This window comes from Rhizobium sp. NPDC090275, assembly GCF_044772225.1.
GTDB lineage: Bacteria > Pseudomonadota > Alphaproteobacteria > Rhizobiales > Rhizobiaceae > Rhizobium.
In genome coordinates, this window is sequence record NZ_JBIVYL010000001.1 from 502,503 (window position 1) to 526,840 (window position 24,338).

Sequence of the window (24,338 nt, forward strand, 5' to 3'; positions counted from 1 at the left end):
CCGATAGCCTTTCTGCTGCCAACCGCTCAGCCATATCAGGCTATTGGGCGACGTTTTTTAGCGTCGATCCGACCGCTGGAAGATGTGGGCCGCGGATATGCGGGTCGTACGGATCGTCGGGCCGACCAAGGCGCTGAGGTTTTCAGTCAGCGCTTTGGCGACAACTGTCTGCTTTTCCGGAGGCAGAGCTAGAAAGGGCGAGAGGCTGCGATGAAGGGCGACGAAGCGCTCTACGCTGTAGTCGTCAGCGACCTCGACATGGCAGAAGAGCTTTTCGGTGAAAGATACCGTCTGTAGCGGCTTGGCAAGTCCCCAAAACACGTGGGCGATCTCGTCGCGGGACTGCCTCTCGATCGGTTGAGGATAGCCGGAGCGCTGGAATGCCTCGTCAGCGGCATCGGCCTGTTGCGCGACGGGCTGCGGCTCCTTGTTCCACAGCAGCACGACAAATCCGTTTGGCGCGAGCAATTCCTCGATACGCTGGACACCGCGTTTCTGATCGATCCAGTGAAACGAGGATGCCGCGAGAACGATATCGAACGGACCGGCGAGATCGGCCTCTTCCAGCGCGCTCGTCTGAAAGGTGATATTCGGGAAAGGGGTCAGAACGTCACGGGCGATGGCGGCGAAGTCGGCGTTCGGTTCGACACAGGTAAATCGGCCGCCCAAGGCGGCGAAGTCCTGGGTGGCGGTGCCGGGGCCGCTGCCGATTTCAAGGATGCGGCTGTCTTGCCGCCATTCCGCGGCCGCTGCCGACGCAGCTATCAGGGTGGTTGGATAGCGGGGCCGCCCCTCGACATAAAATCTCGCGCCGTTGGAATACCAGCGCGCCTTTTCGTCGTCGGTCTGTTCGTCGTAGATCGCCAAGTTTGGTCCTCCGCGTTGGGGATGCGGACAATTTAGTTCAGGACATGGGTTTGGCCATGGTTAGTGCATTGGCTTCGGGGCGTTAGACGCAGTCGGAAGTCGGGCGCTCTACGCCTATCGACACCGCGCATGTACAGAATCATAGGCTCATCGTTGGAGGCTACGAGCCTATTACCTGAGTGTCGCTCCAGTGAAGGGAGCGACCGTCGGCGGCCCGGACCTCAAGCCGAGCGACTGGTGCGCGTTCTTCTCGGTCCACCAGCGACGAACGAGCCTCCCCGTCCGTGAACGGGTGATCTTCACCCCATTGGCGCAGCGCAACGATCACCGGGAACAGACCGCGCCCTTTCTCCGTGAGAATGTATTCGCGGTAGGCAGTACCATCCGAGGCAGGCACGGTTTCGAAAATCCCTCGCTTCGTAAGATCGCGCAGTCGGGTCGACAATACCCCCTTGCTTATGCCGAGCCCGTTCTGGAACTCGCCAAAACGCCGCTTGCCATCGAATGCGTCGCGAATGATCAGGAGCGACCACCAGTCACCTATTGCATCAAGAGAGCGCGCAACAGGACAGCCGGCATTCCAAAGGCTAACCCGTTTCACCATTGGGACCGACCTCCGATTTCGAATCTGGTTCTATCTTAGAACTAGATTTGACATGAGCCAAGTGGTTTCAACGTCCGACCGAGTTGAGATCACAAGGAGTTGCCGATGATCGAGAATGTTGCAGATGGGGCGAATAGGGGCGTGGCCCGAGGGCTGTCGAGAGCGCAGACGCTGTTGGTCGCGGTTGCAGCAGGCATGAGCGTGGCCAATATCTATTACGCCCAACCCCTGCTTGATCTGATGTCGAACGACCTCGGCATTTCGCCCTCCAGCATCGGTCTTGTCGTCACGCTGACGCAGGTCGGATATGGATTGGGCTTGATCTTTGTCGTGCCGATCGGCGATCTCATCGACCGCCGAAAGCTCATCATTGTCCAGGGATTGCTCTCGGCTATCGCACTCGTCGTCGTCGCGACGGCTGGATCGAGAACGACGCTGCTTGCCGGTATGGGGGCAGTCGGACTGTTGGCGGTTCTCGTTCAGACACTCGTTGCACATGCCGCAGCGTTGGCGACGCCAACTCAGCGCGGCGGCGTGGTCGGAAGCGTCACCAGCGGTGTCGTAACGGGCATCCTCGCCGCGCGATCCGTTGCCGGCACGATTGCCGACTACGGCGGATGGCGGACGGTTTATCTGACCTCCGCGCTGCTTACGGTCGCGATGGTCGGTATCCTCGTGAAGGCGCTGCCACGGCAAGAGGTGGAACGGCATCCGAAAACGTATCTCAACGCTCTCCTTTCGGTTCCGCACACGTTTCTGCATGAGCCGGCCCTGCTGTTTCGTGGCGTACTCGCGCTCCTGATCTTCGCATCTTTCAGCACATTCTGGACCGCGTTGGTGCTTCCGCTCAGCGCTCCGCCGTTTTCCTACTCCCATACCTTGATAGGTCTTTTTGGATTGGTCGGACTGGCTGGGGCGATTGGAGCGACATGCGCCGGAAGACTTGCCGATAGAGGCTACGGTCGATGGACGACCGGGATTTCTCTGGTACTTTTGCTGGTGTCCTGGGCGCTGATTGCTTTCCTGCCCAACTCCATTTTGCTGTTGTTGATGGGCGTGTTCCTGCTCGACCTGGCGGTCCAGGCTGTCCATGTGAGCAACCTCAGCGTCGTCGTGAGCCGGCATCCGCAAAAGAGCGGGCGCCTGATTGGCGGCTACATGGTCTTCTACTCGGTCGGCAGCGCTGTCGGTGCGATCACCGCCACCGCAATCTACGCGCTGTACGGCTGGCTCGGAATCTGCATCTCGGGAGGGGCTTTCAGTGCCGTTGCGCTCTTGGTGTGGATCGCCAGCCGTTTTTCAACAAGCGCAGATCGGACGAACCGCTTGGCTGAGTGCACTCGCGGATGACCGTTTCGAACGCAACCGATCCTTCCGCATGCGAACCGCCCCAGCAGCAAGGCCCGCTTTCGCGGGCCCTGCATCTTCAATCAAGCCTTACACCACCACCGTCAGCGGCGGAATGCGCTTGTCGGGGGCGCTGTCCTGTTCCTGCGCGGCCAGGAGGTTGAGCTCACGGCGTTCGCGTTCGGAGACGATCGCGAGGTCGATGACCTTCTGCAGGTTGGCGGCGTGGCGGAAGGTGGGGTCGTCCTGCTTGCCAGTGCGAACGGCTTCGGCGAAGCGCTGGTAGTTGGTCAGCACCGGCGGCACTTCGATGTCGCGCCAGGTGGCGCTTTCGATGTCGTCGCCGAAGCAACCGCGGAGGTCGGAGCCATCAGGGCGGTGCGTGACCTCGAGGCTGCCCTTTTCGCCGTAGATGCGCAGCTTCAGTTCGTTGAGGTGGCCGGTCGCCCAGCGCGTGGCGTGAATGACGCCGAGCGCGCCGTTGGTGAAGTCGACCGACATCGTGAAGCTGTCGTTGGCATCCAGCAGATATTCGCCGATCTGGCCGCCCGGCGCCTTGTTGAAGGTCTTCAGGCGGGCGAAGACGTGGTCGATGTCGGTCGCGGCGCCATAGGCCGCGAAGTCGAGGATGTGGATGCCGACGTCGCCGAGCACGCCATTGGAGCCGTGGCCGGTCGAAAGACGCCAAAGCCAGCGCGATTCCGTGCGCCAGTCGCCCCACGCGCGGGAAACGAGCCAGCTCTGGAGGTAGGACGCCTCGACGTGCCTGATGGTGCCGAGTTCGCCGGCCAGCACCATCTCGCGGGCGCGCTGCAGGGGCGCGACGTTGCGGTAGGTGAGGTTGACCATGTTGATGACGCCGGCAGCTTCCGCCGCTTCCGTCATTTCCAGGGCGTGGTCGTAATGCTCGGCCAACGGCTTTTCGCAGAAGACATGCTTGCCGGCCGCGATCAGCGCCAGGCTGGTCGCGTAGTGGATGCGGTCAGGCGTGACGTTGGTGGCGCTATCGAATTCGCCCCACTCGATCGCCTCTTCCAACGTGCGGAAGCGCTTTTCGATGTGGAAGTGATCGGCGAATTCGGTCAGCCGTGCGAGATCCGTATCGACGGCGCCGACAACCTCGACGCCATCGATGGCGAGAAAATTGGCGACCTGGTTTTTGGCCATGACGCCCGTGCCAAGAACGAGTAGACGCATTGCTGTTCTCCTCAGCGGTAACCGGCTTCGCCGGCCTGGTGCAGTCTCGGGCCGCGTTCGGTGATCGGCTCCAGCGCCTTCTCGACCGGGACATTCGGGGCATCGGTGATGCTCTTCAGGTCGCCTTGCGGATTATAAGCCCATTTGACGCTGTTGATCAGCACCTTCTGGACGTTGGCGTCGTGGTAGGTCGGATAGGTCTCGTGGCCCGGGCGGAAGTAGAAGATGTTGCCGGCGCCGCGGCGCCAGGTGAGGCCGGAGCGGAAGACTTCGCCACCTTGGAACCAGGAGATGAACACAGTTTCGAGCGGCTCCGGAACGGAGAACTGCTCGCCGTACATCTCTTCGTTCTCCAGCACGAAGTTCTCGCCGATGCCGGCCGCGATCGGGTGGCGCTGGTTGATCGTCCACAGACGCTCGCGCTCGCCGGCCTCGCGCCACTTCAGCGCGCAGGGTGTGCCCATCAGGCGCTTGAAGATTTTCGAGAAGTGGCCGGAATGCAGGACGAGCAGGCCCATGCCTTCCCAGACGCGCTTGGCGACGCGCTCGACGACGACGTCGGAGACGGCGCCGTGGTCCTTGTGGCCCCACCAGGTCAGCACGTCCGTTTCGGCTAGGCGCGCTTCGGTCAGGCCGTGTTCCGGCTCCTGCAGCGTGGCCGTCGTGGCGCTGATTGCTGGATCGGTGTTCAGCGCGTTGGCGATCGTCGTGTGCATGCCATCTGGATAGATGCCGCGGACGATCTCGTTGGTGTTTTCATGGATGTTTTCACCCCATACGATGGTGCGAATAGCCAAAGTCATGCTCCTTCATGCGCGTGGTGGATCGAAACCGTTGGGAAGCGGTTGGGATCCGGTTGTTTGGGTTGGTTTCAGGCGGCGCCCTTCAAGGGGATCCTTTCGAGCGCGCGTCCGGATTGATCGAAACGGTGGATGGCACCGGCGACAGGCGAGACGCCGAGATTGTCGCCGGGCTGGTGGCGCGAAACACCGGTTTCGCGAACGACCAGCGGTTCCGGCGTGCCGATGTCGAGATAGACGAAGCTGTCGGAACCGAGGATTTCGGAGTGGATCACGGTGCCCTTCCAGGCGGGCTCCCGGTTGGTGATCTCGATGTGTTCGGCGCGCACCCCGATGGTGTGGGCGTTGTAGGGCGCGGAGAATTCGCCGGTGAGGAAATTCATCTTCGGCGAGCCGATGAAGCCGGCGACGAAGATGGAATTCGGGGTTTCGTAGAGCTCCAGCGGCGTGCCGATCTGCTCAACCACGCCATCGCGCAGCACGCAGATGCGGTCGGCGAGCGTCATTGCCTCGACCTGATCGTGGGTGACATAGATCATCGTCGTGTCGTGCATGCTGCGGTGAAGCTTGGCGATCTCCAGGCGTGTGGCGACGCGCAGTGCAGCGTCCAGGTTCGACAGCGGCTCGTCGAAGAGGAAGACCTTGGGATCGCGGACGATGGCGCGGCCGATCGCGACGCGCTGTCGCTGGCCGCCGGAGAGCTGGCGGGGCAGGCGTTCGAGATAGGGCGAGAGCTGCAGCATGCCGGCTGCCTGTTCGACGCGCGCCTTGCACTCGTCCTTCGTGCGGCCCGACAGTTTCATGCCGAAGGCCATGTTGTCGAAGACGGTCATGTGCGGATAGAGCGCGTAGGACTGGAAGACCATGGCGATGCCGCGCTTGGAAGGCGAGAGCTGGTTCACCGCCTGGCCATCGAAGGAGAGCGTGCCCTCCGAGATGTCCTCCAGCCCGGAAATCAGCCGCAGAAGCGTGGACTTGCCGCAGCCGGACGGGCCGACGAAGACCATGAATTCACCCTTGCGGATATCCATAGTGACGCCCTTGATGACTTCGAGAGCGCCGAAGCTCTTTCTGATATTGTCGAGTCTAATCTGTGCCATATCGTGCTTTCTTCAACCTTTGACGCCGCCGGCGATGAGGCCGGAAATGATCCGGCGCTGGAATATGAGCACCAGGACAACGACAGGGACCGTGACGATGACAGATGCCGCCATGATGTTGCCCCACGGAATCTCGAACTGGCTGCCGCCCGATAGCAGGGCGATTGCGACCGGCACGGTTCGCTGCGCGTCCGAAGACGTAAAGGTTAGGGCGAAAAGGAATTCGTTCCAGGCCGTAATGAAGGCGAGCAGCCCGGTGGTGACCAAAGCCGGCCACATCAGCGGCATGAAAACCTGGGTGATGATGACCCATGGAGAGGCGCCGTCGACGATCGCCGCTTCCTCGATTTCGATGGGAAGATCGCGCATGAAGGTGGTCAGAACCCAGACCGTGAAGGGCAGGGTGAAGATCATGTAGGAGAAGATCAGCGCGAACGGCGTGTTGAAGATGCCGATCCAGCGGATCAGCTCGAACAGGCCGGCGAGAACCGCGATCTGCGGGAACATCGAGACAGACAGGATCGTCAGCATCAGAAGCGCGCGGCCGCGGAAATGCACGCGGGCCAGCGCGTAAGATGCGGTGACGGCGAGCAGCAGCGAGGCGGCGACGACGCAGACGGCGACCAGCAGCGAATTGCCGAGGCTGTGGATGAAGCTGCCCGTCGTCAGCACGTTTGTGTAGTTCGCGAACGAGATCGAGGTCGGCCAGTATTCGATTGCGAACAGCGCCGTGCCGGATTTGAAGCTGGTCAGGATCGCGTAGTAGAAGGGGAAGACCGCGATGATGACGATGACGCCGACGAGGAGATAGAAAAGGGTGTTCTTGGTGGCTGTGAGAAGCATCAGCGTTCACTCCCGCCGAGGTTGACGCGGCCGAGCCACATGTAGAGCACGGTGACGGTGGCGATGAGCAGGAAGAGAACCGTCGAGGCGGTTGCGCCATAGGCGAACTTGTCGAAGTCGAAGAGGTTCTCTCTCGCCATGACGGACATGGTCTTGGTCTGCGCGTTGTTCGGCGTCAGCACGTAGATCAGGTCGAAGATGCGCATGGCGTCGAGCATGCGGAAGATGACGGCGACCATGATTGCCGGGCGAATCAGCGGCAGCGTCAGGCGCCAGAAGACCTTGATCGGATTGATCCCGTCAATCTTGGCGGCCTCGTAGATATCGCCCGGCACCATCTGCAGGCCGGCGAGGATGAGGAGCGCCATGAAGGGCGTGGTCTTCCAGACGTCGACGATCAGGACGGCGATCATCGCGGTTTCAGGATTGGCGGTCCAGGCGATCTTCTGGCTGATCAGGCCGAGCGCCATGAAAAGGTCGTTCAGGATGCCGAACTGGTCGTTGAGCATCCAGGCCCACATCTTGGCCGAGACGATGGTCGGGATCGCCCAGGGGATGAGGATGGCGGCGCGCACGATGCCGCGGCCGACGAACTGGGCGTTCAGCACCAACGCGACAATGAGGCCGAGCGCGGTCTCGATGGTTACCGAGAGCAGCGTGAACTTGGCGGTATTCCACACCGCGTTCCACCAGGCGGGATCGGCGAGCAGGCCCTTGTAGACCGTGCGGCCGCTCTTCAGCGTGATCCAGGTGAGATAATTGTCGAAGCCGACGAACTTGGCGTCGCCGAGACTGGTGAGCGAGGCGTTGGTGAAGCTGAAATAGATGGTGCGAAACAGCGGCCAGCCGGCGACGACGGCGAGGATGAACAGCGTCGGCGCCAGGAACATCCAGGCGGAACGGACGCGGTCGGCCTTCAGGTCCGACGAGGTGGCCCTGGCGCGCGTCCGCGCTTTCAGGCCTTCAGAAACTGCAACTTCACTCATGAGATACCCGCTTCCTGAGACGATTGACGGTGGCGTCCTTCGGAGCGCCGGCAACGGATAGCCCGCCGCCGGCGCATCGATGGATTACCAGTTGTCGCCCTTGAGCGACGTCAGGTCGGCTTCGAGAAGCTCGAGGTTTTCAGCGGCCGTGCCATTGCCCGACAGCGTGTTGTGGACGGCGGTCCAGAACTTGGCGGAGACCTCGTTGTACTTGACCTTGGCCGAGGCCGAGGGACGCGGCACGGCGTTTTCGAAGATCGGCTTCCAGTTCGGCATGAAGGGGGCTGCTGCTGCGATGTCCTTGTCGTCATAGAGCGCAGACAGCGTCGGCAGGTTGGAGAGCTCGATGGCGCGCTGCTTCTGGCTTTCCTTGGACGTCAGGAACTTCACGAGTTCGATCGCGACCTCGGGGTTCTGCGAATACTTGGAGACGGCGAGATTCCAACCGCCGAGCGTCGAGGACGGCTTGTCGCCATCGGCCGCTGCCGGAAGCGTGGTGACGTCGAACTTGCCCTTGACGGCGCTGTCAGGGCCGTTGCCGAGCGCATAGGCGTAAGGCCAGTTGCGCATGAAGACGGCATTGCCAGTCTGCCAGACACCGCGCGATTCTTCTTCCTGGTAAGCGAGCACGCCGCCCGGCGAGATGGTGCCGACCCAGCCCTTGGCGCGCTCGATGGCGGCCGCGGCCTTCTCGTTGTTGATCGAGATGGTGCCGTCGGTTTCGATGATCTGGCCGCCGCCGGAGGACTTGATCCACTCCAGCGCGTTGCAGGTCAGGCCTTCATAGGCGTTGCCCTGGAAGACGTAGCCCCAGAGGTCCTTCTGGCCGGCTGCGCGCTCCTTGTCCTGGATTTCCTTGGCGGTCGCCGCCATTTCGTCCCAGGTCTTCGGCGGCTGCTTGCCGTATTTGTCGAGCAGGTCCTTGCGGTAGAAGAGGGCGGGTGCGTCGGTATAGAGCGGCATGGCGACGAGGCGGCCGTTGACCGTCTGCGACTGGATGATCGAGGGGAAGAAATCGCCCACGACGTCCTTGGCGGCATCCTTGAGGTCGAGGAACTGGTCGGCCAGCTGCGGCGCCCAGATCACGTCGGTCTGGTAGACGTCGACGTCCTTGTTGCCGGCGGCGAGCCACAGGCGGTACTGCGAGAACTGCTCGGTGGACGAGGACGGCATGGTGACGATGCTGACCTTGTTGCCGGTGGCCTTTTCGAAGGCGTCGAGCTGCTTGCGGAACAGGTCGAGGTTTTTGCCGGTGGAGCTTGCAGAGATGCTGATGTTGGCGGCGTAGGACGGCATGGCCACGCCGATGAGCGCGGCCGCGATGACGGCCGTCGTGAAACGAAACTTCATGATCTTCCTCCCAAAAAGAACCATTGCGTCCTCAAATTTGAAAACGATTTGGTTGGAAAAAATTGTCAGAAGCGCGATATCAAGTCAAGCGGGTAGTTTAGTGGTGGCTTTAACTTGCTGATAGTGGCGATTTGCCTTGTGAAAACAACGGAGTGTGACGTTGCGCGCATGTGGAGAACATCGGGCGCGACACGTCGATTGTGATTGAACATTGAAATCGGTTTGGCTGATGTGCGGTTTTTGTGCCAAATATCGACGGATTGGCTTATAGGGTGTGTGAGGGGTCCAATAGCGGGCGATGAAAGACGTGTCGGTGCATGAAGCTTAGAGAGTTCGCAAAACAGCTCGGATTGTCGCCGACGACGGTCAGCCGCGCGCTGAGCGGCTATCCCGAGGTGAGCGAAGTGACCCGCGCGCGCGTGGCGGAGGAGGCGGTTCGGCTCGGTTACCAGCCGAACGTCAATGCCGTCAGATTGAAGACCGGGCGTGCCGGCGCAATCGGTGTGGTCATGGGGCGGGCAGGCGAGTTTCACTTCGCCGAGTTCATGGCGGGGATGGCCGAGAGGCTGTTGACCGAGGACACCGACATTCTCGTCATTCCGATGGCCGATCCCGATCATAACGACGAGATGCAGCTCTACCGGCGTCTGGTGGAAAGCCAGCGGGTCGATGCGATCATCGTGCATTCGCCGCGGCCGAACGACGAGCGTATCGCGCTGCTCCACAAGCTCGGCATGCCGTTTCTGGTTCACGGCCGCTCGGATATCGACGTGCCGCACGCCTGGCTCGACATCGACAACGAGGGTGCGGTGCGCCGCGCGACCTCGCATCTCATCGATCTTGGCCATACCAGGATCGCCATGATCAATGGCCGACCGGGCGCGACCTATGCGCTTCATCGTGACAAGGGGTATCGCGAGGCGCTACAGAGCCGTGGCATCGAACTCGATCCCCAGTTGATCGCCAGCGGCAATTTCACCGACGAGCTCGGCTTTCGCTTTGCGCGCTCGCTGCTGGAACAGGCCAATCCGCCGACCGCGATCGTCGCCGGCTCGATGATGACGGCGCTTGGTGTCTATCGTGCGATTCGCTCGCTCGGGTTGCAGGTCGGTCGTGAGGTTTCCGTCATCGCTCATGACGACGTGTTTCCCTATCTGACCGCCGACAACATGGCGCCTTCGCTTTCGGCGACGCGCTCTTCGATGCGCGCGGCGGGCACGCGGTGCGCGGATCTGGTGCTGCAGCTGGTGTCCGGCCGATCGCCGCTCGACATCCACGAGCTGTGGCCGGTCGAGCTCATCCTGCGCGAATCAACGGCGCCGGTGCCGCGCTGATTTTGGCGTGTGATGCGGCTCGCCGGGCGCCCGCTTTCCGGGTTGCAACCTGAAAGTGGTAAATTATCCCTCGTTTCCGGGCGGATCTGGAAATTTGATTTACGTCCCTCGATAAATTCAGCCGCCAATTGATTGAATTTTTACGATAGGGGACTAATATTACCTATAGTTGCTTATGCAGTCGACCGGCCCGCTGGTCGATGACGCAACTGTTCCCCTCTGGAGGTTTTGAAGACCTTCATGACTACGGCCACCGTCACGAGCGGTGGCTTTTTTTTGGCCGCGCGATGGCACTTGGTTCTTGCCTACGCGGCGGGGCGGCTCTCGCGGAACTTTCTCGGATGGCCGCCGTTGTTTCCTCAAATGTGCAAAGGAGACAGTTCATGCAGGTCATCGGCACGCAGGTCATTCCAGAGCAGGGCGGTAGACGAGGATTTACGGTCGAGTTCGTCGGCAAGGGCGGCGAGGTCGTGTCCGTACTGTTGCGCAAGGACATGGATCGGACGCTGACGTCCAACAATGCGATCGATCGGGCCAAGGCCGTGATGGGCGAGTTGGCGTCGTTCGATGAGACCGCCGCGCTTTCGAGCGTGGAAACCGGCGCGGCGCAGCCAAGCGCGCGGGCAGCCGGCGATGTGGACGAGATGGAGGATCAATTGGCGCAGGGGCTGGAAGACAGCTTTCCGGCAAGCGATCCTGTCTCGGTCACCTCATCCGCCATTCCGACGGGGAAGGTGCGCAAGCACTAGATTGCCTTCTCCACGCCTGGGATCGCGCAGGCCTCACCACCACCGAACATGCGCGAGCGGGTGAGGAAGCGCTTTTCCCTGCCGTTATCCAGCGAGAACATTCCGCCGCGACCGGCCACCACGTCGATGATCAGCTGCGTGTGCTTCCAGGCTTCGAACTGGCTGGCGCTGATGTAGACTGGCACGCCTGATATCTCTCCAAGCTTCACGTCATGGTCGCCGACAATGAAATCGTCGGCCGGGTAGCACATGGGCGAAGACCCGTCACAGCAGCCGCCGGACTGATGGAAGAGGATGTCGGGATAATCACGCCTGATCTCGTCGATCAGGGCGACGGCGGCGTCGGTTGCGAGAACGCGGGGTTCTCCGTTGACTTTGGTGTCCATTGTTTCCTCCCAAATGGTCCCGCTCCCACATGATATCGTTCCCTCAAACGAAAATCCCCTCCCTTTTCAGGGAGGGGTTTGGGAGGGGTGTTGCGGATGCCCTCCCTGCTGTCGAAAAGGCTCAGAAGAAACCGAGCTTCTTTTCGCTGTAGCTGACCAGCATGTTCTTGGTCTGCTGGTAGTGGTCGAGCATCATCTTGTGGGTCTCGCGGCCGATGCCGGATTGCTTGTAGCCGCCGAAGGCCGCGTGGGCCGGGTAGGCGTGATAGCAATTGGTCCAGACGCGGCCGGCCTGGATTTCACGGCCGAAGCGATAGGCGCGGTTGCCGTTGCGGGTCCAGACACCGGCGCCGAGGCCATAGAGCGTGTCGTTGGCGATCGACAGGGCTTCGGCTTCGTCCTTGAAGGTGGTGACCGACACGACCGGGCCGAAGATCTCTTCCTGGAACACGCGCATCTTGTTGTGGCCGGCAAAGATCGTCGGCTTGATGTAATAGCCGCTCGCCAGTTCGCCGCCGAGGTCGTTGCGCGAACCGCCGGTCAGCACCTTTGCGCCTTCCTGCTTGCCGATGTCGAGATAGGCGAGGATCTTCTCCATCTGCTCGTTGGAGGCCTGGGCGCCGATCATCGTGGCCGAATCGAGCGGGTTGCCCTGGACGATGGCTTCGACGCGCTTGACGGCGCGTTCCATGAAGCGGTCGTAGATCTTTTCATGCACCAGCGCGCGGCTCGGGCATGTGCAGACTTCGCCCTGGTTCAGCGCGAACATCGCGAAGCCTTCCAGCGCCTTGTCGAAGAAGTCGTCATCCTCGTCGGCCACGTCGGCGAAAAAGATGTTCGGCGACTTGCCGCCGAGTTCGAGCGTGACGGGGATGAGGTTCTGGCTGGCGTATTGCATGATCAGCCGGCCCGTCGTGGTTTCGCCGGTAAAGGCGATCTTGGCGATGCGCGGGCTGGATGCCAGCGGTTTGCCGGCTTCGAGGCCGAAACCGTTGACGATGTTGAGAACGCCTGGTGGTAGCAGGTCGCCGATGATCTCGGCCCAGACAAGCAGCGAGGCAGGGGTCTGCTCTGCCGGCTTGATGACGACGCAGTTGCCGGCGGCAAGAGCGGGCGCCAGCTTCCAGGCGGCCATCAGAATCGGGAAGTTCCAGGGAATGATCTGGCCGACGACGCCGAGCGGTTCATGGAAGTGATAGGCGACGGTGTCGTTGTCGATCTCGCCGATCGAGCCTTCCTGGGCGCGTACGCAGGAGGCGAAGTAGCGGAAGTGGTCGATGGCGAGCGGAATGTCGGCGGCCATGGTTTCGCGGATCGGCTTGCCGTTGTCCCAGGTCTCGGCCTGAGCCAGAACTTCCAGCTTGTCCTCCATCCTCTGGGCGATCTTCATCAGGATATTGGCGCGCTCGGTGACCGAGGTGCGGGCCCACTTGTCCTTTGCAGCATGAGCGGCATCGAGCGCGGCGTTGATGTCCTTTTCGCTGGAGCGGGGAATTTCGCAGAGCTTGCCGCCGGTGACGGGGGTGATGTTGTCGAAATACTTGCCTTCGATCGGCTCGCGCCATTCGCCGCCGATATAGTTCCCGTATTTCAGCTTGAACGGCGACTCGACGATTTTCTGATGCAGCATGTCATCCTCCCTTGAGATGAGCCAGGTTCGGACGTGAACCCGTGGGAGGAAATCTGCGCGTCTTTTGTGTCGAGATACAGCGCCACCGAGCGATACCGCAGCGCACAGTGTCGCATCGCTGCTACATCAGTGCCGACTACAACAGGATCAGTGCAGATTGAGCTTCTTCATCTTGCGATGCAGCGTCGCGCGGCTCATGCCGAGCGCGATCGCCGCTTGCGAGACGTTGCCGCTGGAGCGCGTCAGAGCCCTGAGCAGTGCCGCGCGTTCGGCCTCGATCAGGTCCTCGTCGTCGGACATGCGGGTCTCGTGCAGGGCATCGGCGGCCGGAATGCCGGCGGCGATGCTGCGGTCGTCGAGCTTCAGCGCCAGGCGCGCGGCGCGGGTGGCGCCGAGAACGAGGTCGTGGCGATCGACGGCAAGAAGGGCGGCGGCCGGGTTGGCGCCTGCGGGCACCATCACGAAGCGGGCGCCGGCATAGGCGCTGCGGAAGAGATTGATCTCGATGCGCATGGCGGCATCGCGCACCATCTGCGCGAGAATGCCGAGCGTCATTTCGTTGACGTCGTCGCGGCAGGTGGAGATGTCGAGTGCGGCCGCGAGCTGCCCGCGATGATCGCGGATCGGCGAGGTGGTGCAGCTGAGCTTGATGTTGGAGCAGAAGAAGTGCTGATCGCGGAAGATCGAAACCGAGCGCTCGTCGGCCAGCGCCGTGCCGATGCCGTTGGTGCCGATGCTGGCTTCGGTCCAGACCGAGCCGGTCCAGAGGCCGAGATCGTGAAACTCCTTGTCGTCACCGATCGCGCCGCGGCGCTCCAGAGCGATGCCGTCGCGGTCGGTCAGTAGCAGGCAGCAGCCGGCTTTTCCGGCGGTGGTGAACAGGCGATCGAGTTCGTCGGTGGCGTTGGCGATCAGCTGCTCGGATTGTTCGCGTGCCCGCTTGAACTCCTGGTCCATGAGGCGGAGCGGGGTGCGCCGCTCTTCGGGCGCCAGCTGGTGCATGGCGATGCAGCGGCGCCAGGAGGCGACCACCGAAGAACTTGCCGCGGCTGAATCGCGCTGCGTGCACGTATAGACATGCTCCGCATGGGCAGAGTGTTCGTGCATCGGGGTTCCTCCCATCAAAGAGCTGCAGCTCCTACCACCACAGATCATCGACAGGAGTGTGACGAAAATACATGTTCTTGGCAACTCGCGGCAATGTGAGCGTTTGCTGGGGCTTTCACGGCGCTCATCGGACCTGTCTCAGATTTGCGACAGTTGGCCATGTCAGCGACGCGCGGAACTTTCCGGTCGCTCGCCGGTTTCTGCTCCAATCGGCAAGGGAGGCAGGTTTCGATGACGCATGTCCGCAAGACCGACCAGAAACGCGGCCATTTCGATGCGCGCGACAGGCTGATCATTGCGCTCTACGCGCAGCTGAGGGCCGAGCGCGAGACCCGCGAGACGCTGGAATGGGTGATCCGCCACGGCGCGCTGTCGAGCGAGGTGCTGGAGGCGATCGCCGGCGATCCGGTTCCTGTCGTCACCAGCGAGGATATCGCTTCGGTGGAGAAGATCGTGGCGCTCGATCAGCGGCGGTGCAACAAGGGGCGGGAGGAATAGAGATGGCGGCGCGGGCAAGCTGGAAGGGGCATCTGAAGGTGGGCGATCTTGTCTGCGCGGTGGGGCTCTACACCGCGGTATCGGTCGCCGACCGCATCTCCTTCAACATCATCAATCGCAAGACCGGCCATCGCGTCGAGCGTCAGTTCGTCGACAGCGAGACCGGAAAGCCGGTGGACCGCGACGACCAGGTGAAGGGCTACCGGCTGGATAGTGGCGACTACGTCATGATCGAGGGCGAGGAGCTTGCCGCGTTCGCGCCCGAGAGCGACAAGCTTCTGACGGTGCAAGGGTTCGTTCCCTATGACGAGATCAACAAGCTCTATTTCGACCGGCCCTATTATCTGGCGCCGGTCAACGAGGACGATGAGGAGGAGCTGGCGCTGATCGCGCGGGCGATGCGCGACCAGAAGGTGGCCGCGCTCGGAGAGGCGGTTCTGTTTCGCAAGACGCGCACCGTGCTGATCAGGCCACAGGACGACTGCATCGTCGCGACCACGCTGAACTACGACTACGAGGTGCGCAACGCCGAGACGGTGTTCAAGGATATTCCCGACATCACGTTCGACAAGGAAATGATCGAGCTCGCCGGCCATATCATCGGCACCAAGAAAGGTAGCTTCAATCCCCGGGATTACGAGGATCGCTACGAGGCGGCGCTCGCCGAACTGGTGCAGGCGAAGATCGAGGGCAGGGCGCTGCCCAAGCGCAAGGCCGAGCCGAAGGGCAAGGTGATCGACCTCATGGAGGCGCTGCGTGAAAGCGCGAAGATGAGCGGGAAAGCGGCGGGCAAGACCGCTGCCAAGAGTGCCGCGCGCGGTAACGGCGGATCGAAGAAGGCGAGCTGACCATGGCGCTCGAGAGCTATCACGCCAAGCGCGATTTCAAGCGGACGCCGGAGCCGCGGGGCGGAAAGCGGGCCAGTGCTGCGCGCGACAGCAATGCGCTGAGCTTCGTGATCCAGAAACACGACGCGACGCGGCTGCATTACGACTTCAGGCTGGAAATGGACGGGGTGCTGAAGAGTTGGGCGGTGACGCGTGGGCCGAGCCTCAATCCCGACGACAAGCGTCTGGCGGTGCATGTGGAAGACCATCCGCTCGACTATGGCGACTTCGAGGGCATCATTCCGAAGGGCGAGTATGGCGGCGGCACCGTCATCGTCTGGGATCGTGGCACGTGGGCGCCGCATGGCGACATGCACAAGGCCTACAAGAAGGGCCATATGGAATTCGACCTCGATGGCGACAAGCTGAAGGGGCGCTGGCATCTGGTGCGGATGCACGGCAAGCCCGGCGAAACCCGAGAGAACTGGCTGCTGATCAAGGCCGAGGACGAGGAGGCGCGCGCCAAGGGCGATATCCTGAAGCTGCGGCCTGAATCGGCAAAGACCGGCCGGAAGATCGAAGAGGTGGCCAAGAACCCGGATGCCGCATGGCACTCGCGGCCCAAGGGGGCGGCTAGCGCGAATGGTGCTAAGGCGTCTGCTCCCCGACCGAAGGCCGGGAAGGCCAAGGCGGCTTCTCGTCAATGGCCGGATGGCGCGGTCAAGGCTGATCTGCCTGACTTCATCGAGCCGGCGCTTGCCAAGCTGAAGCCGAAACCACCTGCCGGCGACGAGTGGGTGCACGAGATCAAGTTCGACGGCTACAGGCTGCAGATCAGGATCGACCACGGCAAGGTGACGATGCTGACCCGCACGGGCCTGGACTGGACGGAGCGGTTTGGCGAGACGCTTGCCAAGGCGTTTTCGGATCTGCCGGTGCAATCGGCCTTGATCGATGGCGAAGTGGTGGTCGAGCGCGACAATGGCGCTTCGGATTTTTCCGCGCTGCAGAGCGATCTCAGCGAGGGCCGCAAGGATCGTTTCGTGTTCTACGCCTTCGACCTCCTGCACCTCGATGGGCATGACATGCGCGAGGTGTCGCTGCTCTCGCGCAAGGCCTTGCTGGAAACGCTTCTGGCTCCCGACGATCCGACGCTGCGCTACAGCAACCATTTCACGGAGAAGGGGTCTCTTGTGCTCGACCATGCCTGCGGGCTGGGGCTGGAGGGCGTGATCTCCAAGCGCGGCGACAGCGCCTACAGCTCGGGACGCACGGGCGAGTGGGTGAAGTCCAAATGCTCGAAACGCCAGGAGTTGGTCATCGGCGGCTTCGTGCCCTCGACGGCGACGAAGAACGCGATCGGTTCTCTGGCCATGGGCTATTACAAGGGTGGCAAGCTTCACTATGTCGGGCGTGTCGGCACCGGATTTTCGGTCGCCACGGCCAAGATGCTGCACGAACGTCTCTCGGAGGACACTCAAACGAAAACCGCCTTCGACGATGCGCTTTCGGCCGAGGCCCGGCGCGGGCTTGTTCACGTCAAGCCGACGCTTGTGGCGGATGTGGAGTTTCAGGCATGGTCGGCGGATGGCAATCTGCGGCATGCGGCATTTCGCGGGCTGCGCGAGGACAAGGCGGCGGGGGATGTGATGCGCGAGACCGAGAAAAGCAAGGCCGAGCCGGCGCCGCAATCGAGCGTCACGCTCACCCATCCCGATCGCATCTACTGGCCGGACGAGGGTGTCACCAAGCAGGGGCTTGCTGATTATTACGCCCAGGTGTGGCGCTTCATGGAGCCCTTCGTGATCAACCGCCCGCTGGCGCTGCTGCGCTGCCCCGATGGTATTGCCGGGCACCAGCGCTTCTTTCAGAAGCATGCCTGGAAGGGGATGAACGCTCATATCGAGGAGATATCAGACCCCAAGGACAGGGCTGGCGAGAAGCTGCTGCGTATCGCTGATTTCGACGGCCTTGTCGCGCTCGTGCAATCGGCCGTGCTTGAGATCCACCCCTGGGGTGCGACGACCGCGAGCTTTGAAAAGCCCGACATGATCACCATGGATCTCGATCCGGCCGACGATGTGGCCTGGGCCGAGGTGATCGCGGCGGCCGAAGAACTCAAGCAGCGGCTCGAGGCCGCTGGGCTGGCTGCCTTCGTCAAGACCTCCGGCGGCAAGGGTCTCCATGTGGTGACGCCACTGAAGCCGAAGGCCGGGTGGGTGCAGGTCAAGGCCTTCGCGAAGGGGCTGGCGGACGCGATGACGAAAGATCAGCCGGACAAATATCTGGCGACCGCCACCAAGGCGAAACGCAACGGCAAGATCTTCATCGATTATCTCCGCAACGGCCGGGGCAACACCGCCGTCGCCGCCTATTCGACCCGCGCCCGGCCGGGCGCCGCCGTTTCGATGCCGCTTGGTTGGAAAGAGCTGACGGAAGAGATCGGCCCGGCCTATTTCACGGTCGACAACACGCCGTCGCGGATGAATTCGCTGGCAAGCGATCCGTGGGCGGATTTCTTCAAGGCCGCCGCGCCGCTTGAAAAGCGCAAGTGAGGGTGGCCTGACATATGCGCCGAGCTAGTGCTTCGGCCTACCGCCATCCTTGGCGATGCTCTTCTTCAGCGCGTCCATGATATTGACGACGTTGCCGGTGGATTTGACCGGCGCGTGCTTCGTTGCCGCCACGGGCTTCGGAAGGCTCTTCTGCTTGGCTCGGATCATCGCCCTTATGCGCTTCTGCACGGGGTCGGTGACCATTGAGGGCTTCCACTCCTCGGTGCGGTCCTTCACCAGCTTGCTCATCAGCGCCAGCACTTTCTGATCCGCTTTGGCGGCAAGATCGACCGTTCCGGCCGGCTCGCGGACTTCGTCGCCGAAATGCAGCGTCCAGAGCACGATGCCCTTGCCCTGCGGCTCGAGCAGCACGGCGCGTTCGCGGCGGTAAAGCACAAGACGCGCGATGCCCACGACATCGTTTGCCTTCATCGCCTCTCGGATCACGCAGAAGGCCTCGACGCCGACTTTGTCTTCGGGCGCCAGGAAATGCGGCTTGTCGTACCAGATCCAATCGATCGAGCCGCGCGGCACGAAGCTCGATATGTCGATGGTGCGGGTGCTCTCCAGCCCGACCTCGCTGATCTCGTCGTCCTCGAGGATGACGTAATCGTCCTCGCCGCGCGGATAGCCCTTGACCTGGTCCTTGTCCGAGATCGGCTTGTGGGTGACGCTATCGACGTAGCGGCTTTCGACGCGATTTTTGGTCTTGCGGTTCAGCACATGAAACCGCAGCTGGTTACTGTCAGTGGTCGCCGGCGTCAGCGATACCGACGCGGTCACGAGCGACAGCTTGAGATAACCCTTCCAATAGGTCTGACGCGCCATCCGATATCGGCGCCTTGGCGCCCCTCCAAGCCGCAATGCGGCGATGCCGCTTCAACGGTTAGGGTGCGGATTTTGTTCCCTCGATGCTGTCAGGCGTCCCATCTCCCTGGGGCGTCGAACATCATATGGAGGCCAGCGGATCAGCCGAAAGCGTATCAGCGAGCTCTCAGATCCAGCGAAACGTCGCGTTGCCGCGCTTATCGACCTTGCCGAGCTCGATGGAGACCCATCGCCCGTTCGATGTGTCGGCGAGGCGGACGCTCGGCTTGCCGAAAATCATTCCGAGAAAACGTGGACAGCCGCGAATTTTGCCGCCGCCGTCATCGGCTGTGAAGATGCACTGACGGGACATGGATGTCCCGGATACTGCGATTATTCCAGTCTTAGGCATGTGTGGTTCCCGTCACTATCATGCTCCCGACACGAATAGTTGCGCGGCTTTTCCTCGATGGCAAGCCTAAAATTCACGGGTTTGTCATATTCAGAAGCTTCGTATGAAAGCAAACGTTAACCTTCAACTATGTTCAAGCACATAGCCGGCGGCGGCTGGAAATACACCCGATTGGATGATGCGGTGCAGCATCAGTGGGAGAAAATGCTGCGCCTGCGGGTTGAGGTGATTTGCGCCAGCAGCTATCTGGTGCCTGCATGTGCGGATGATCCGCAGACAAGAGGGCGCCGCTACATGATTCCTGAATTTCTCGTCACGCATTCCGGTGGCTTCCATGCCGACGAACTGCTCTCCACCGTCGTTCTGACCCGGCTCTTTCCCGAGGCGCGCATCATGCGCAGCCGTGCGCCGGAATGGATCACGCCCGGTCCCGACAGGATCATCTACGATGTCGGCGGCGCCTATGACGCGGAAGCTGGTATCTTCGACCATCACCAGCGCGGCGCGCCGCTGCGCGACGACGGCCAGCCCTACAGCTCGTTCGGCCTGATCTGGAAGCATTTCGGGCGCGACTATCTCGCCGCATCCGGCGTTCCAGAGGCTGACATCGAGGACATCCACGCCTCCTTCGACGGAAGTTTCGTGCTGCCGATCGATCTTACCGACAATGGCGCGCTCAGCCCCTCCGGCCCGCTGGCCGGGCTGACGCTGCCGGCACTTCTGGAAACGCTGAAGCCCGTCTTCGACGAGACCGATCCCGGTGCCGACGACCGCGCCTTTCATGCGGCACTTGCGATTGCCCGCAGCTTCGTCGAGGCGCGGATCGGCAAGAGTGCCGCGAAGCGCAGGGCCGAAGCGCTGGTACACAAGGCGATCGTCGCCGCCGGCGAAAATCGCGTGCTGGAGCTGCCGATGGGCATGCCTTTCCGCCCCGCCATCGTGAAGGCCGGCGCCGACCACCTGCTCTTCGTCGTCCACCCACGCGACAAGGACTGGTGCGTGACCGGCATTCGCCGCGAGGAAGAAGGTTTTGCGCTGCGCGCGGACCTGCCGGCCGCCTGGGCTGGCCTCACCAACGGCGACCTCGAAGCCGCCTCCGGCGTTGAAGGCGCCAGCTTTTGCCACAACGGCCGCTTCATCGCGGCGGCGAAGAGCCGCGAAGCGGCGCTGAAGATGGCGGAGATTGCGGTGGCTGAGGCGGTGGGGCAGGCCTAACGGGTTAACCCCGCATGATCAGCTTGCCGTAGCTCCGCAGAAAATCCACGCAGGTCAGATCGTCATAATAGGCGTGGTTCACCGTCGCCACATCCGCATGGCCCATCGCTGCCCGCACGTCCATTTCGATGACTTTCTTATTGGGAGCCGACATGCCGAGCGTCGTTCCGAAAACGGTTCTCAGCCCTGCCTCCTTCACGGTCATCAGCTGCATATTCATCTCGCCGTAGGAGAAGCCGAGGTAGATGACGACCTCGGCCTCGGCGATTTGCCGATGCAGACGTTCCATCATATCGTCATCGTCGACGCGTTCCGTGAATGTGCGTATCTGCTCAGCGAGATGTGGCAGATCCGCTCCCCGGAAATCATAGCCGAAACTCATCATCGAGGATGTCGAAGATCGCTGCCAGGGAAGTCTTCCGACCTGTCCGTAGGGATGCTCGATCCGAAGGGTCTCGGTCACGATCGCCTCTGCGTCAGCTAAGGGAACGCGATAGTAATTGCTGATAGCGTGAGCGAGATAATGCTCAATACACCGGTCGTAGTTGAAGGTGATAAACGACACGTTCTTGAAGATATCGACCAGATTTTCTCGTTGAACGCCTTCGTGAAGCATCTGGAAAAACGCGCTGAACCACGTGTTTTTGACAAGATCGAAGCCAAACGATTGATCTCTAGACAGATCGACGTTCAACAGACAATTCGCTTCCGCCTCGAGAATGCTCGCGGCTATTCCGAGCTTGCCCATCTGAACAACGAGACTGTCGGTCGAATGCGTATGAAGATAGTTGTCAATCGAGATGGCCTGCGACATCGCTCCTGAAATCGCCCGTCCGGCATCATAGAGCGGATTTGGATCTACCTCCGGCCACATCGTCGGTAGAATCGTGTTCACGGCCTCCGAGATACGCTTGTCGCCACGGGATACCGTCCAATCGTCGTTGAACCGGATGTCGAGTTTCCCAGCGATGATTCCCATTAAATCGGTGCCTACCGGAAAGTTCACTTCCCGGCTGGCGCCTGCACCGACGATAAAAAGCGTGCGACGTGTGAACATCGAGTGCCCCTCCCACAATGCGGCGAGAACCTCAGCATATTCGCGCCCGGCGACAAATTCCAGTTGCGGCTTCGCGATTTGCACGTCTAGCCGATTATGTGAGCGCCACAATCGGTCTGGGCCGCTACTAAGTACATTTAAAACATAAGAAAAATGGTGGGCCCGGAGGGACTCGAACCCCCAACCAAGCGGTTATGAGCCGCCGGCTCTAACCATTGAGCTACAGGCCCTGGCGGCCTTTGCGGCGCCTTGCAGCGGCGCAATGGTTCGCCGGTGCTCGTTGCGTCTAACGCAATTTCAGAGCGGTCACAAGTCATTGCCGCAATAGCTTCACAATCAAACGGCAAGAGGGATCGGTAAGTCACAATCGGGGAGTGAAACAATGCCATTGCTGAACACCAAAAGCTTTGCCGCCGGTCTCTTTCTCAGCCTGCCGGTGCTTGCCGCAGCCTCTCTGCCGTCATTCGCGGCCGATGCGCCGCGCCAGGCGGTCATCACCGTGATCGGCGAGGGGCGGGCGACGATGGCGCCGGATATGGCGGTCTTGACCTTCTCCGTCGTCAAGCAGGAGAAGACCGCGCGCGAGGCGCTCGACAACAACAACAAGGCGATGAGCGACGTGCTTTCGGCGCTGAAGAAGGCCGGTATCGCCGAGCGCGATCTGCAGACGTCCGGCTTTTCCGTGCAGCCGCAATATCGCTATCCGCAGGGGACCGACGGGCAGCAGCTTCCGCCGGAGCTGATCGGCTACATGGTCTCCAACGCGCTGACGGTGCGGGTGCGCGATCTCTCGAAGCTTGGCGGGATCATCGATCAGTCGGTGACGCTCGGCGTCAATCAGGGCGGCGATATCCAGTTCACCAATGACAAGCCCGACAGCGCCGTCGAAGAGGCGCGCAAGAATGCGGTGGCTGATGCCATGGCGCGGGCAAAGACGCTTGCGTCCGCCGCCGGCGTCAAGCTCGGCAATGTCATCGAGATCAACGAAAACGGTCCGCGGCCGCAGCCGATGCCCGTCATGCGGGCGGCGATGATGAAGTCGGAGGCCGATTCAGCCGTGCCGATCCAGGGCGGCGAAAGCAGCTACAACATCCAGGTGAACGTTACATTCGCGATCGCCCAGTAGCGCGATCCGTCCCTTCGTTAATCTAAGTTACCAAAAGATTGCCGTTGATATTCGCTTGGATATCAACGGCTTATCTTTTTGTGGGCACAGCTGTGGCAAGGCTGCGGCAGAAAAGCGCTTTATCACGCGTATATTACACTATAACATCGATCGTGTTATTCGGTCCGGCCGGGAACTTGAGTTCTGCTTTCGGCGTTAATGCGGACCGATGAGGAGGAATTGGCTTTATCCCTGCAAAGAGGAGACAGACATGTCGAATGCCTTGCCGCCACTTCACAATGGGCACGCCCCGTTCACCCTTCAAGAGCTCTTTCGCGACGCTCTTTATGCGTTTGAAGAGTGGGATGCGGAACTGACCGAACCGATCGTCACGTTCGAAGGCCGGGTGGTTCCGATCAGCAGCGTCTTCGAGGCCATGCGCCAATGCGACGATATCGTGCCGATGAATATCGTCGGCGCCGTTACCGAGCGACTGACGAAACCCTGGGAGGGCGAAGGCCCGCTCGACCAGATGACGTTTTCGACCGCCGCCCGCGTCATGGGCGTGCTGGTGCGAAAGCGCCTGCATGCGACGGGAACGCCCGATATCGTGGCCGTTGCCGCCGTTCCGGACGAACGCCGCTCGCGCGGTTGACTTTTCGATGCCGCGGTCGCTTCGGCGGCCGCGTCTCGTCCTGAAGCCCTGAAGGATTGGGGCTATTGGCGCTTCATTCATGCGCCACACGCGACCTAGAGGTCGAACGCTTCCTTCAGTCCCTGTCCTTTGCGCTCGCGCAGATCGAGGTCGGCTTCGATATGCGCGATGTGATGGACCATGAGATGGCAGGCGTGGTCGAGATCCTTGGCTTCGATCGCCGAGACGATGTCGCCATGCTCGTTGTGGCCGCAGCTCGATATGGTCGACTGGCCGTAGAGCGCGATGACAAGAGAGGAGCGAGCAACGAGTTCCTCCATGAAGCGCTGCATGATTGTATTGCCGGAGATGGCGGCAAGCGTCAGGTGAAAATCGCCGGATGCCTTGATTTCGGCACGACGGGCCGTCTGGCCGCGCTCGCTTATCAGGCGGCTTTCTTCCAGCAGCAGTTGTCTGAGATGCTGAATTTCCGACGTCGTGATCCTGGCCGCCGCCTCGCGCAGGATGCCGGGCTCGATCAGCCGGCGGGCAGCGAAGATCTGCCTGGCCTCGTCAGGCGAGGGGTAGGCCACGAAGGCGCCGCGGTTTTTCTCGACGCTGACAAGCCCCTCATAGGAGAGCGCCTGCAGGGCCGCGCGCGCCAGTGTACGGCTGACATTGAAGAGATTGCCGACATCGCTTTCCGACAGCTTGGTTCCCGGCGACAGGCGACGTTCGACGATCGCGTCGCGAATGGCGTCGCGGATCTGCTGCGCGCCTGTTTCGGCGGGCTCGTCGGTCGTCAGAAGCGCGTTGGCTGCGGAGTTCATAAAGCGGGATGTCCTTTGATCGGCCGATGATAGCCATATTCAGCCGAAAAGTTAAACGGAATTTGCGAGCAATGCAGCGGTCAAATTGTATACGATTA

At 61.5% G+C, this 24,338-nt stretch carries 24 protein-coding genes and 1 tRNA gene; 9 read left to right on the forward strand and 16 right to left on the reverse strand.

What is annotated here, in order from left to right:
• Nucleotides 1-57: 57 nt before the first annotated feature.
• On the reverse strand, nt 58-867 hold the full coding sequence (locus ACIQUB_RS02415) for a class I SAM-dependent methyltransferase (RefSeq protein ID WP_113236545.1): 810 nt from the start codon (nt 865-867) through the stop codon (nt 58-60).
• 160 nt (nt 868-1,027) lie between these two features.
• The gene (locus ACIQUB_RS02420; RefSeq protein ID WP_113236544.1) at nt 1,028-1,471 is read right to left on the reverse strand and encodes a helix-turn-helix domain-containing protein; all 444 of its coding nucleotides are present in this window, start codon (nt 1,469-1,471) and stop codon (nt 1,028-1,030) included.
• A 105-nt stretch (nt 1,472-1,576) separates the two neighbouring features.
• Between ACIQUB_RS02420 and ACIQUB_RS02425 the strand changes: the two genes are divergently transcribed.
• Nucleotides 1,577-2,821, forward strand: coding sequence for an MFS transporter (locus tag ACIQUB_RS02425; RefSeq protein ID WP_113236543.1), 1,245 nt, complete (start codon nt 1,577-1,579; stop codon nt 2,819-2,821).
• Nucleotides 2,822-2,908: 87 nt separating this feature from the next.
• Here the strand turns inward: ACIQUB_RS02425 and ACIQUB_RS02430 are convergent, their stop codons facing one another.
• From ACIQUB_RS02430 to ACIQUB_RS02455, 6 genes are all read right to left on the reverse strand, one after another.
• Nucleotides 2,909-4,015 carry a Gfo/Idh/MocA family protein gene (locus tag ACIQUB_RS02430; RefSeq protein ID WP_111562163.1) on the reverse strand — a complete coding sequence of 369 codons (1,107 nt, stop codon included), beginning with the start codon at nt 4,013-4,015 and terminating at the stop codon, nt 2,909-2,911.
• Between the two features lie 11 nt (nt 4,016-4,026).
• A complete protein-coding gene (locus ACIQUB_RS02435; protein ID WP_113236542.1) occupies nt 4,027-4,812 on the reverse strand; it encodes a ThuA domain-containing protein in 786 nt (261 codons plus the stop codon).
• 74 nt (nt 4,813-4,886) lie between these two features.
• The gene (locus ACIQUB_RS02440; protein ID WP_113236541.1) at nt 4,887-5,915 is read right to left on the reverse strand and encodes an ATP-binding cassette domain-containing protein; all 1,029 of its coding nucleotides are present in this window, start codon (nt 5,913-5,915) and stop codon (nt 4,887-4,889) included.
• A gap of 12 nt (nt 5,916-5,927) precedes the next feature.
• Nucleotides 5,928-6,758, reverse strand: a complete 831-nt coding sequence (locus ACIQUB_RS02445) for a carbohydrate ABC transporter permease (RefSeq protein ID WP_113236540.1) — start codon at nt 6,756-6,758, stop codon at nt 5,928-5,930.
• A complete protein-coding gene (locus tag ACIQUB_RS02450) occupies nt 6,758-7,744 on the reverse strand; it encodes a carbohydrate ABC transporter permease (RefSeq protein ID WP_113236539.1) in 987 nt (328 codons plus the stop codon). The genes ACIQUB_RS02445 and ACIQUB_RS02450 overlap by 1 nt, the downstream gene beginning before the upstream one ends.
• 84 nt (nt 7,745-7,828) lie before the next feature.
• On the reverse strand, nt 7,829-9,094 hold the full coding sequence (locus tag ACIQUB_RS02455; protein WP_113236556.1) for an ABC transporter substrate-binding protein: 1,266 nt from the start codon (nt 9,092-9,094) through the stop codon (nt 7,829-7,831).
• A gap of 317 nt (nt 9,095-9,411) precedes the next feature.
• Here ACIQUB_RS02455 and ACIQUB_RS02460 point away from each other — a divergent pair, with 317 nt between their 5' ends.
• Together ACIQUB_RS02460 and ACIQUB_RS02465 are read left to right on the forward strand one after the other, a co-directional pair.
• A complete protein-coding gene (locus tag ACIQUB_RS02460) occupies nt 9,412-10,428 on the forward strand; it encodes a substrate-binding domain-containing protein (RefSeq protein ID WP_113236538.1) in 1,017 nt (338 codons plus the stop codon).
• A gap of 383 nt (nt 10,429-10,811) precedes the next feature.
• Nucleotides 10,812-11,177, forward strand: a complete 366-nt coding sequence (locus tag ACIQUB_RS02465) for a hypothetical protein (RefSeq protein ID WP_018897490.1) — start codon at nt 10,812-10,814, stop codon at nt 11,175-11,177.
• On the opposite strand, the gene ACIQUB_RS02470 is transcribed toward ACIQUB_RS02465, so the two are convergent.
• From ACIQUB_RS02470 to ACIQUB_RS02480, 3 genes are all read right to left on the reverse strand, one after another.
• Nucleotides 11,174-11,563 carry a DUF779 domain-containing protein gene (locus tag ACIQUB_RS02470; RefSeq protein ID WP_113236537.1) on the reverse strand — a complete coding sequence of 130 codons (390 nt, stop codon included), beginning with the start codon at nt 11,561-11,563 and terminating at the stop codon, nt 11,174-11,176. The two genes, ACIQUB_RS02465 and ACIQUB_RS02470, sit on opposite strands and share 4 nt — an antisense overlap.
• 121 nt (nt 11,564-11,684) lie before the next feature.
• Nucleotides 11,685-13,193 carry an aldehyde dehydrogenase gene (adh, locus tag ACIQUB_RS02475; protein ID WP_018897492.1) on the reverse strand — a complete coding sequence of 503 codons (1,509 nt, stop codon included), beginning with the start codon at nt 13,191-13,193 and terminating at the stop codon, nt 11,685-11,687.
• A 147-nt stretch (nt 13,194-13,340) separates the two neighbouring features.
• Nucleotides 13,341-14,300 (reverse strand): helix-turn-helix domain-containing protein, encoded by a 960-nt coding sequence (locus ACIQUB_RS02480; RefSeq protein WP_047505916.1) that lies wholly within the window; start codon nt 14,298-14,300, stop codon nt 13,341-13,343.
• A 231-nt stretch (nt 14,301-14,531) separates the two neighbouring features.
• On the opposite strand from ACIQUB_RS02480, the gene ACIQUB_RS02485 reads away from it, so the two are divergent.
• From ACIQUB_RS02485 to ligD, 3 genes are read left to right on the forward strand one after another with little or no spacing between them, the layout of a single operon-like run.
• Nucleotides 14,532-14,798: a hypothetical protein gene (locus tag ACIQUB_RS02485; RefSeq protein ID WP_113237171.1), complete on the forward strand. Its 267-nt coding sequence runs from the start codon at nt 14,532-14,534 to the stop codon at nt 14,796-14,798.
• Between the two features lie 2 nt (nt 14,799-14,800).
• The gene (locus tag ACIQUB_RS02490) at nt 14,801-15,646 is read left to right on the forward strand and encodes a Ku protein (protein WP_113237170.1); all 846 of its coding nucleotides are present in this window, start codon (nt 14,801-14,803) and stop codon (nt 15,644-15,646) included.
• 2 nt (nt 15,647-15,648) lie between these two features.
• Entirely contained in the window at nt 15,649-18,180 is a 2,532-nt protein-coding gene (gene ligD, locus ACIQUB_RS02495; protein WP_402928601.1) for a DNA ligase D, read from the forward strand.
• A gap of 24 nt (nt 18,181-18,204) precedes the next feature.
• Here ligD and ACIQUB_RS02500 read toward each other — a convergent pair whose 3' ends face one another.
• Nucleotides 18,205-19,008, reverse strand: a complete 804-nt coding sequence (locus tag ACIQUB_RS02500) for a Ku protein (protein ID WP_113237168.1) — start codon at nt 19,006-19,008, stop codon at nt 18,205-18,207.
• A 166-nt stretch (nt 19,009-19,174) separates the two neighbouring features.
• Nucleotides 19,175-19,360, reverse strand: a complete 186-nt coding sequence (locus ACIQUB_RS02505) for a hypothetical protein (protein WP_018897498.1) — start codon at nt 19,358-19,360, stop codon at nt 19,175-19,177.
• Nucleotides 19,361-19,693: 333 nt separating this feature from the next.
• Here ACIQUB_RS02505 and ACIQUB_RS02510 point away from each other — a divergent pair, with 333 nt between their 5' ends.
• The gene (locus ACIQUB_RS02510) at nt 19,694-20,614 is read left to right on the forward strand and encodes an MYG1 family protein (RefSeq protein ID WP_113237175.1); all 921 of its coding nucleotides are present in this window, start codon (nt 19,694-19,696) and stop codon (nt 20,612-20,614) included.
• A gap of 4 nt (nt 20,615-20,618) precedes the next feature.
• On the opposite strand, the gene ACIQUB_RS02515 is transcribed toward ACIQUB_RS02510, so the two are convergent.
• Together ACIQUB_RS02515 and ACIQUB_RS02520 are read right to left on the reverse strand one after the other, a co-directional pair.
• Nucleotides 20,619-21,755, reverse strand: coding sequence for a hypothetical protein (locus ACIQUB_RS02515; RefSeq protein ID WP_402928605.1), 1,137 nt, complete (start codon nt 21,753-21,755; stop codon nt 20,619-20,621).
• Between the two features lie 70 nt (nt 21,756-21,825).
• Nucleotides 21,826-21,901, reverse strand: a tRNA-Ile gene (locus ACIQUB_RS02520).
• Nucleotides 21,902-22,053: 152 nt separating this feature from the next.
• Between ACIQUB_RS02520 and ACIQUB_RS02525 the strand changes: the two genes are divergently transcribed.
• Both ACIQUB_RS02525 and ACIQUB_RS02530 read left to right on the forward strand, forming a co-directional pair.
• Complete coding sequence (locus ACIQUB_RS02525; RefSeq protein ID WP_113237167.1) at nt 22,054-22,797, forward strand: SIMPL domain-containing protein; 744 nt, start codon at nt 22,054-22,056, stop codon at nt 22,795-22,797.
• A 250-nt stretch (nt 22,798-23,047) separates the two neighbouring features.
• Nucleotides 23,048-23,431, forward strand: coding sequence for a hypothetical protein (locus ACIQUB_RS02530; protein WP_112427299.1), 384 nt, complete (start codon nt 23,048-23,050; stop codon nt 23,429-23,431).
• A gap of 95 nt (nt 23,432-23,526) precedes the next feature.
• Here ACIQUB_RS02530 and ACIQUB_RS02535 read toward each other — a convergent pair whose 3' ends face one another.
• Complete coding sequence (locus ACIQUB_RS02535) at nt 23,527-24,240, reverse strand: GntR family transcriptional regulator (RefSeq protein ID WP_402928608.1); 714 nt, start codon at nt 24,238-24,240, stop codon at nt 23,527-23,529.
• Nucleotides 24,241-24,338 lie beyond the last annotated feature (98 nt).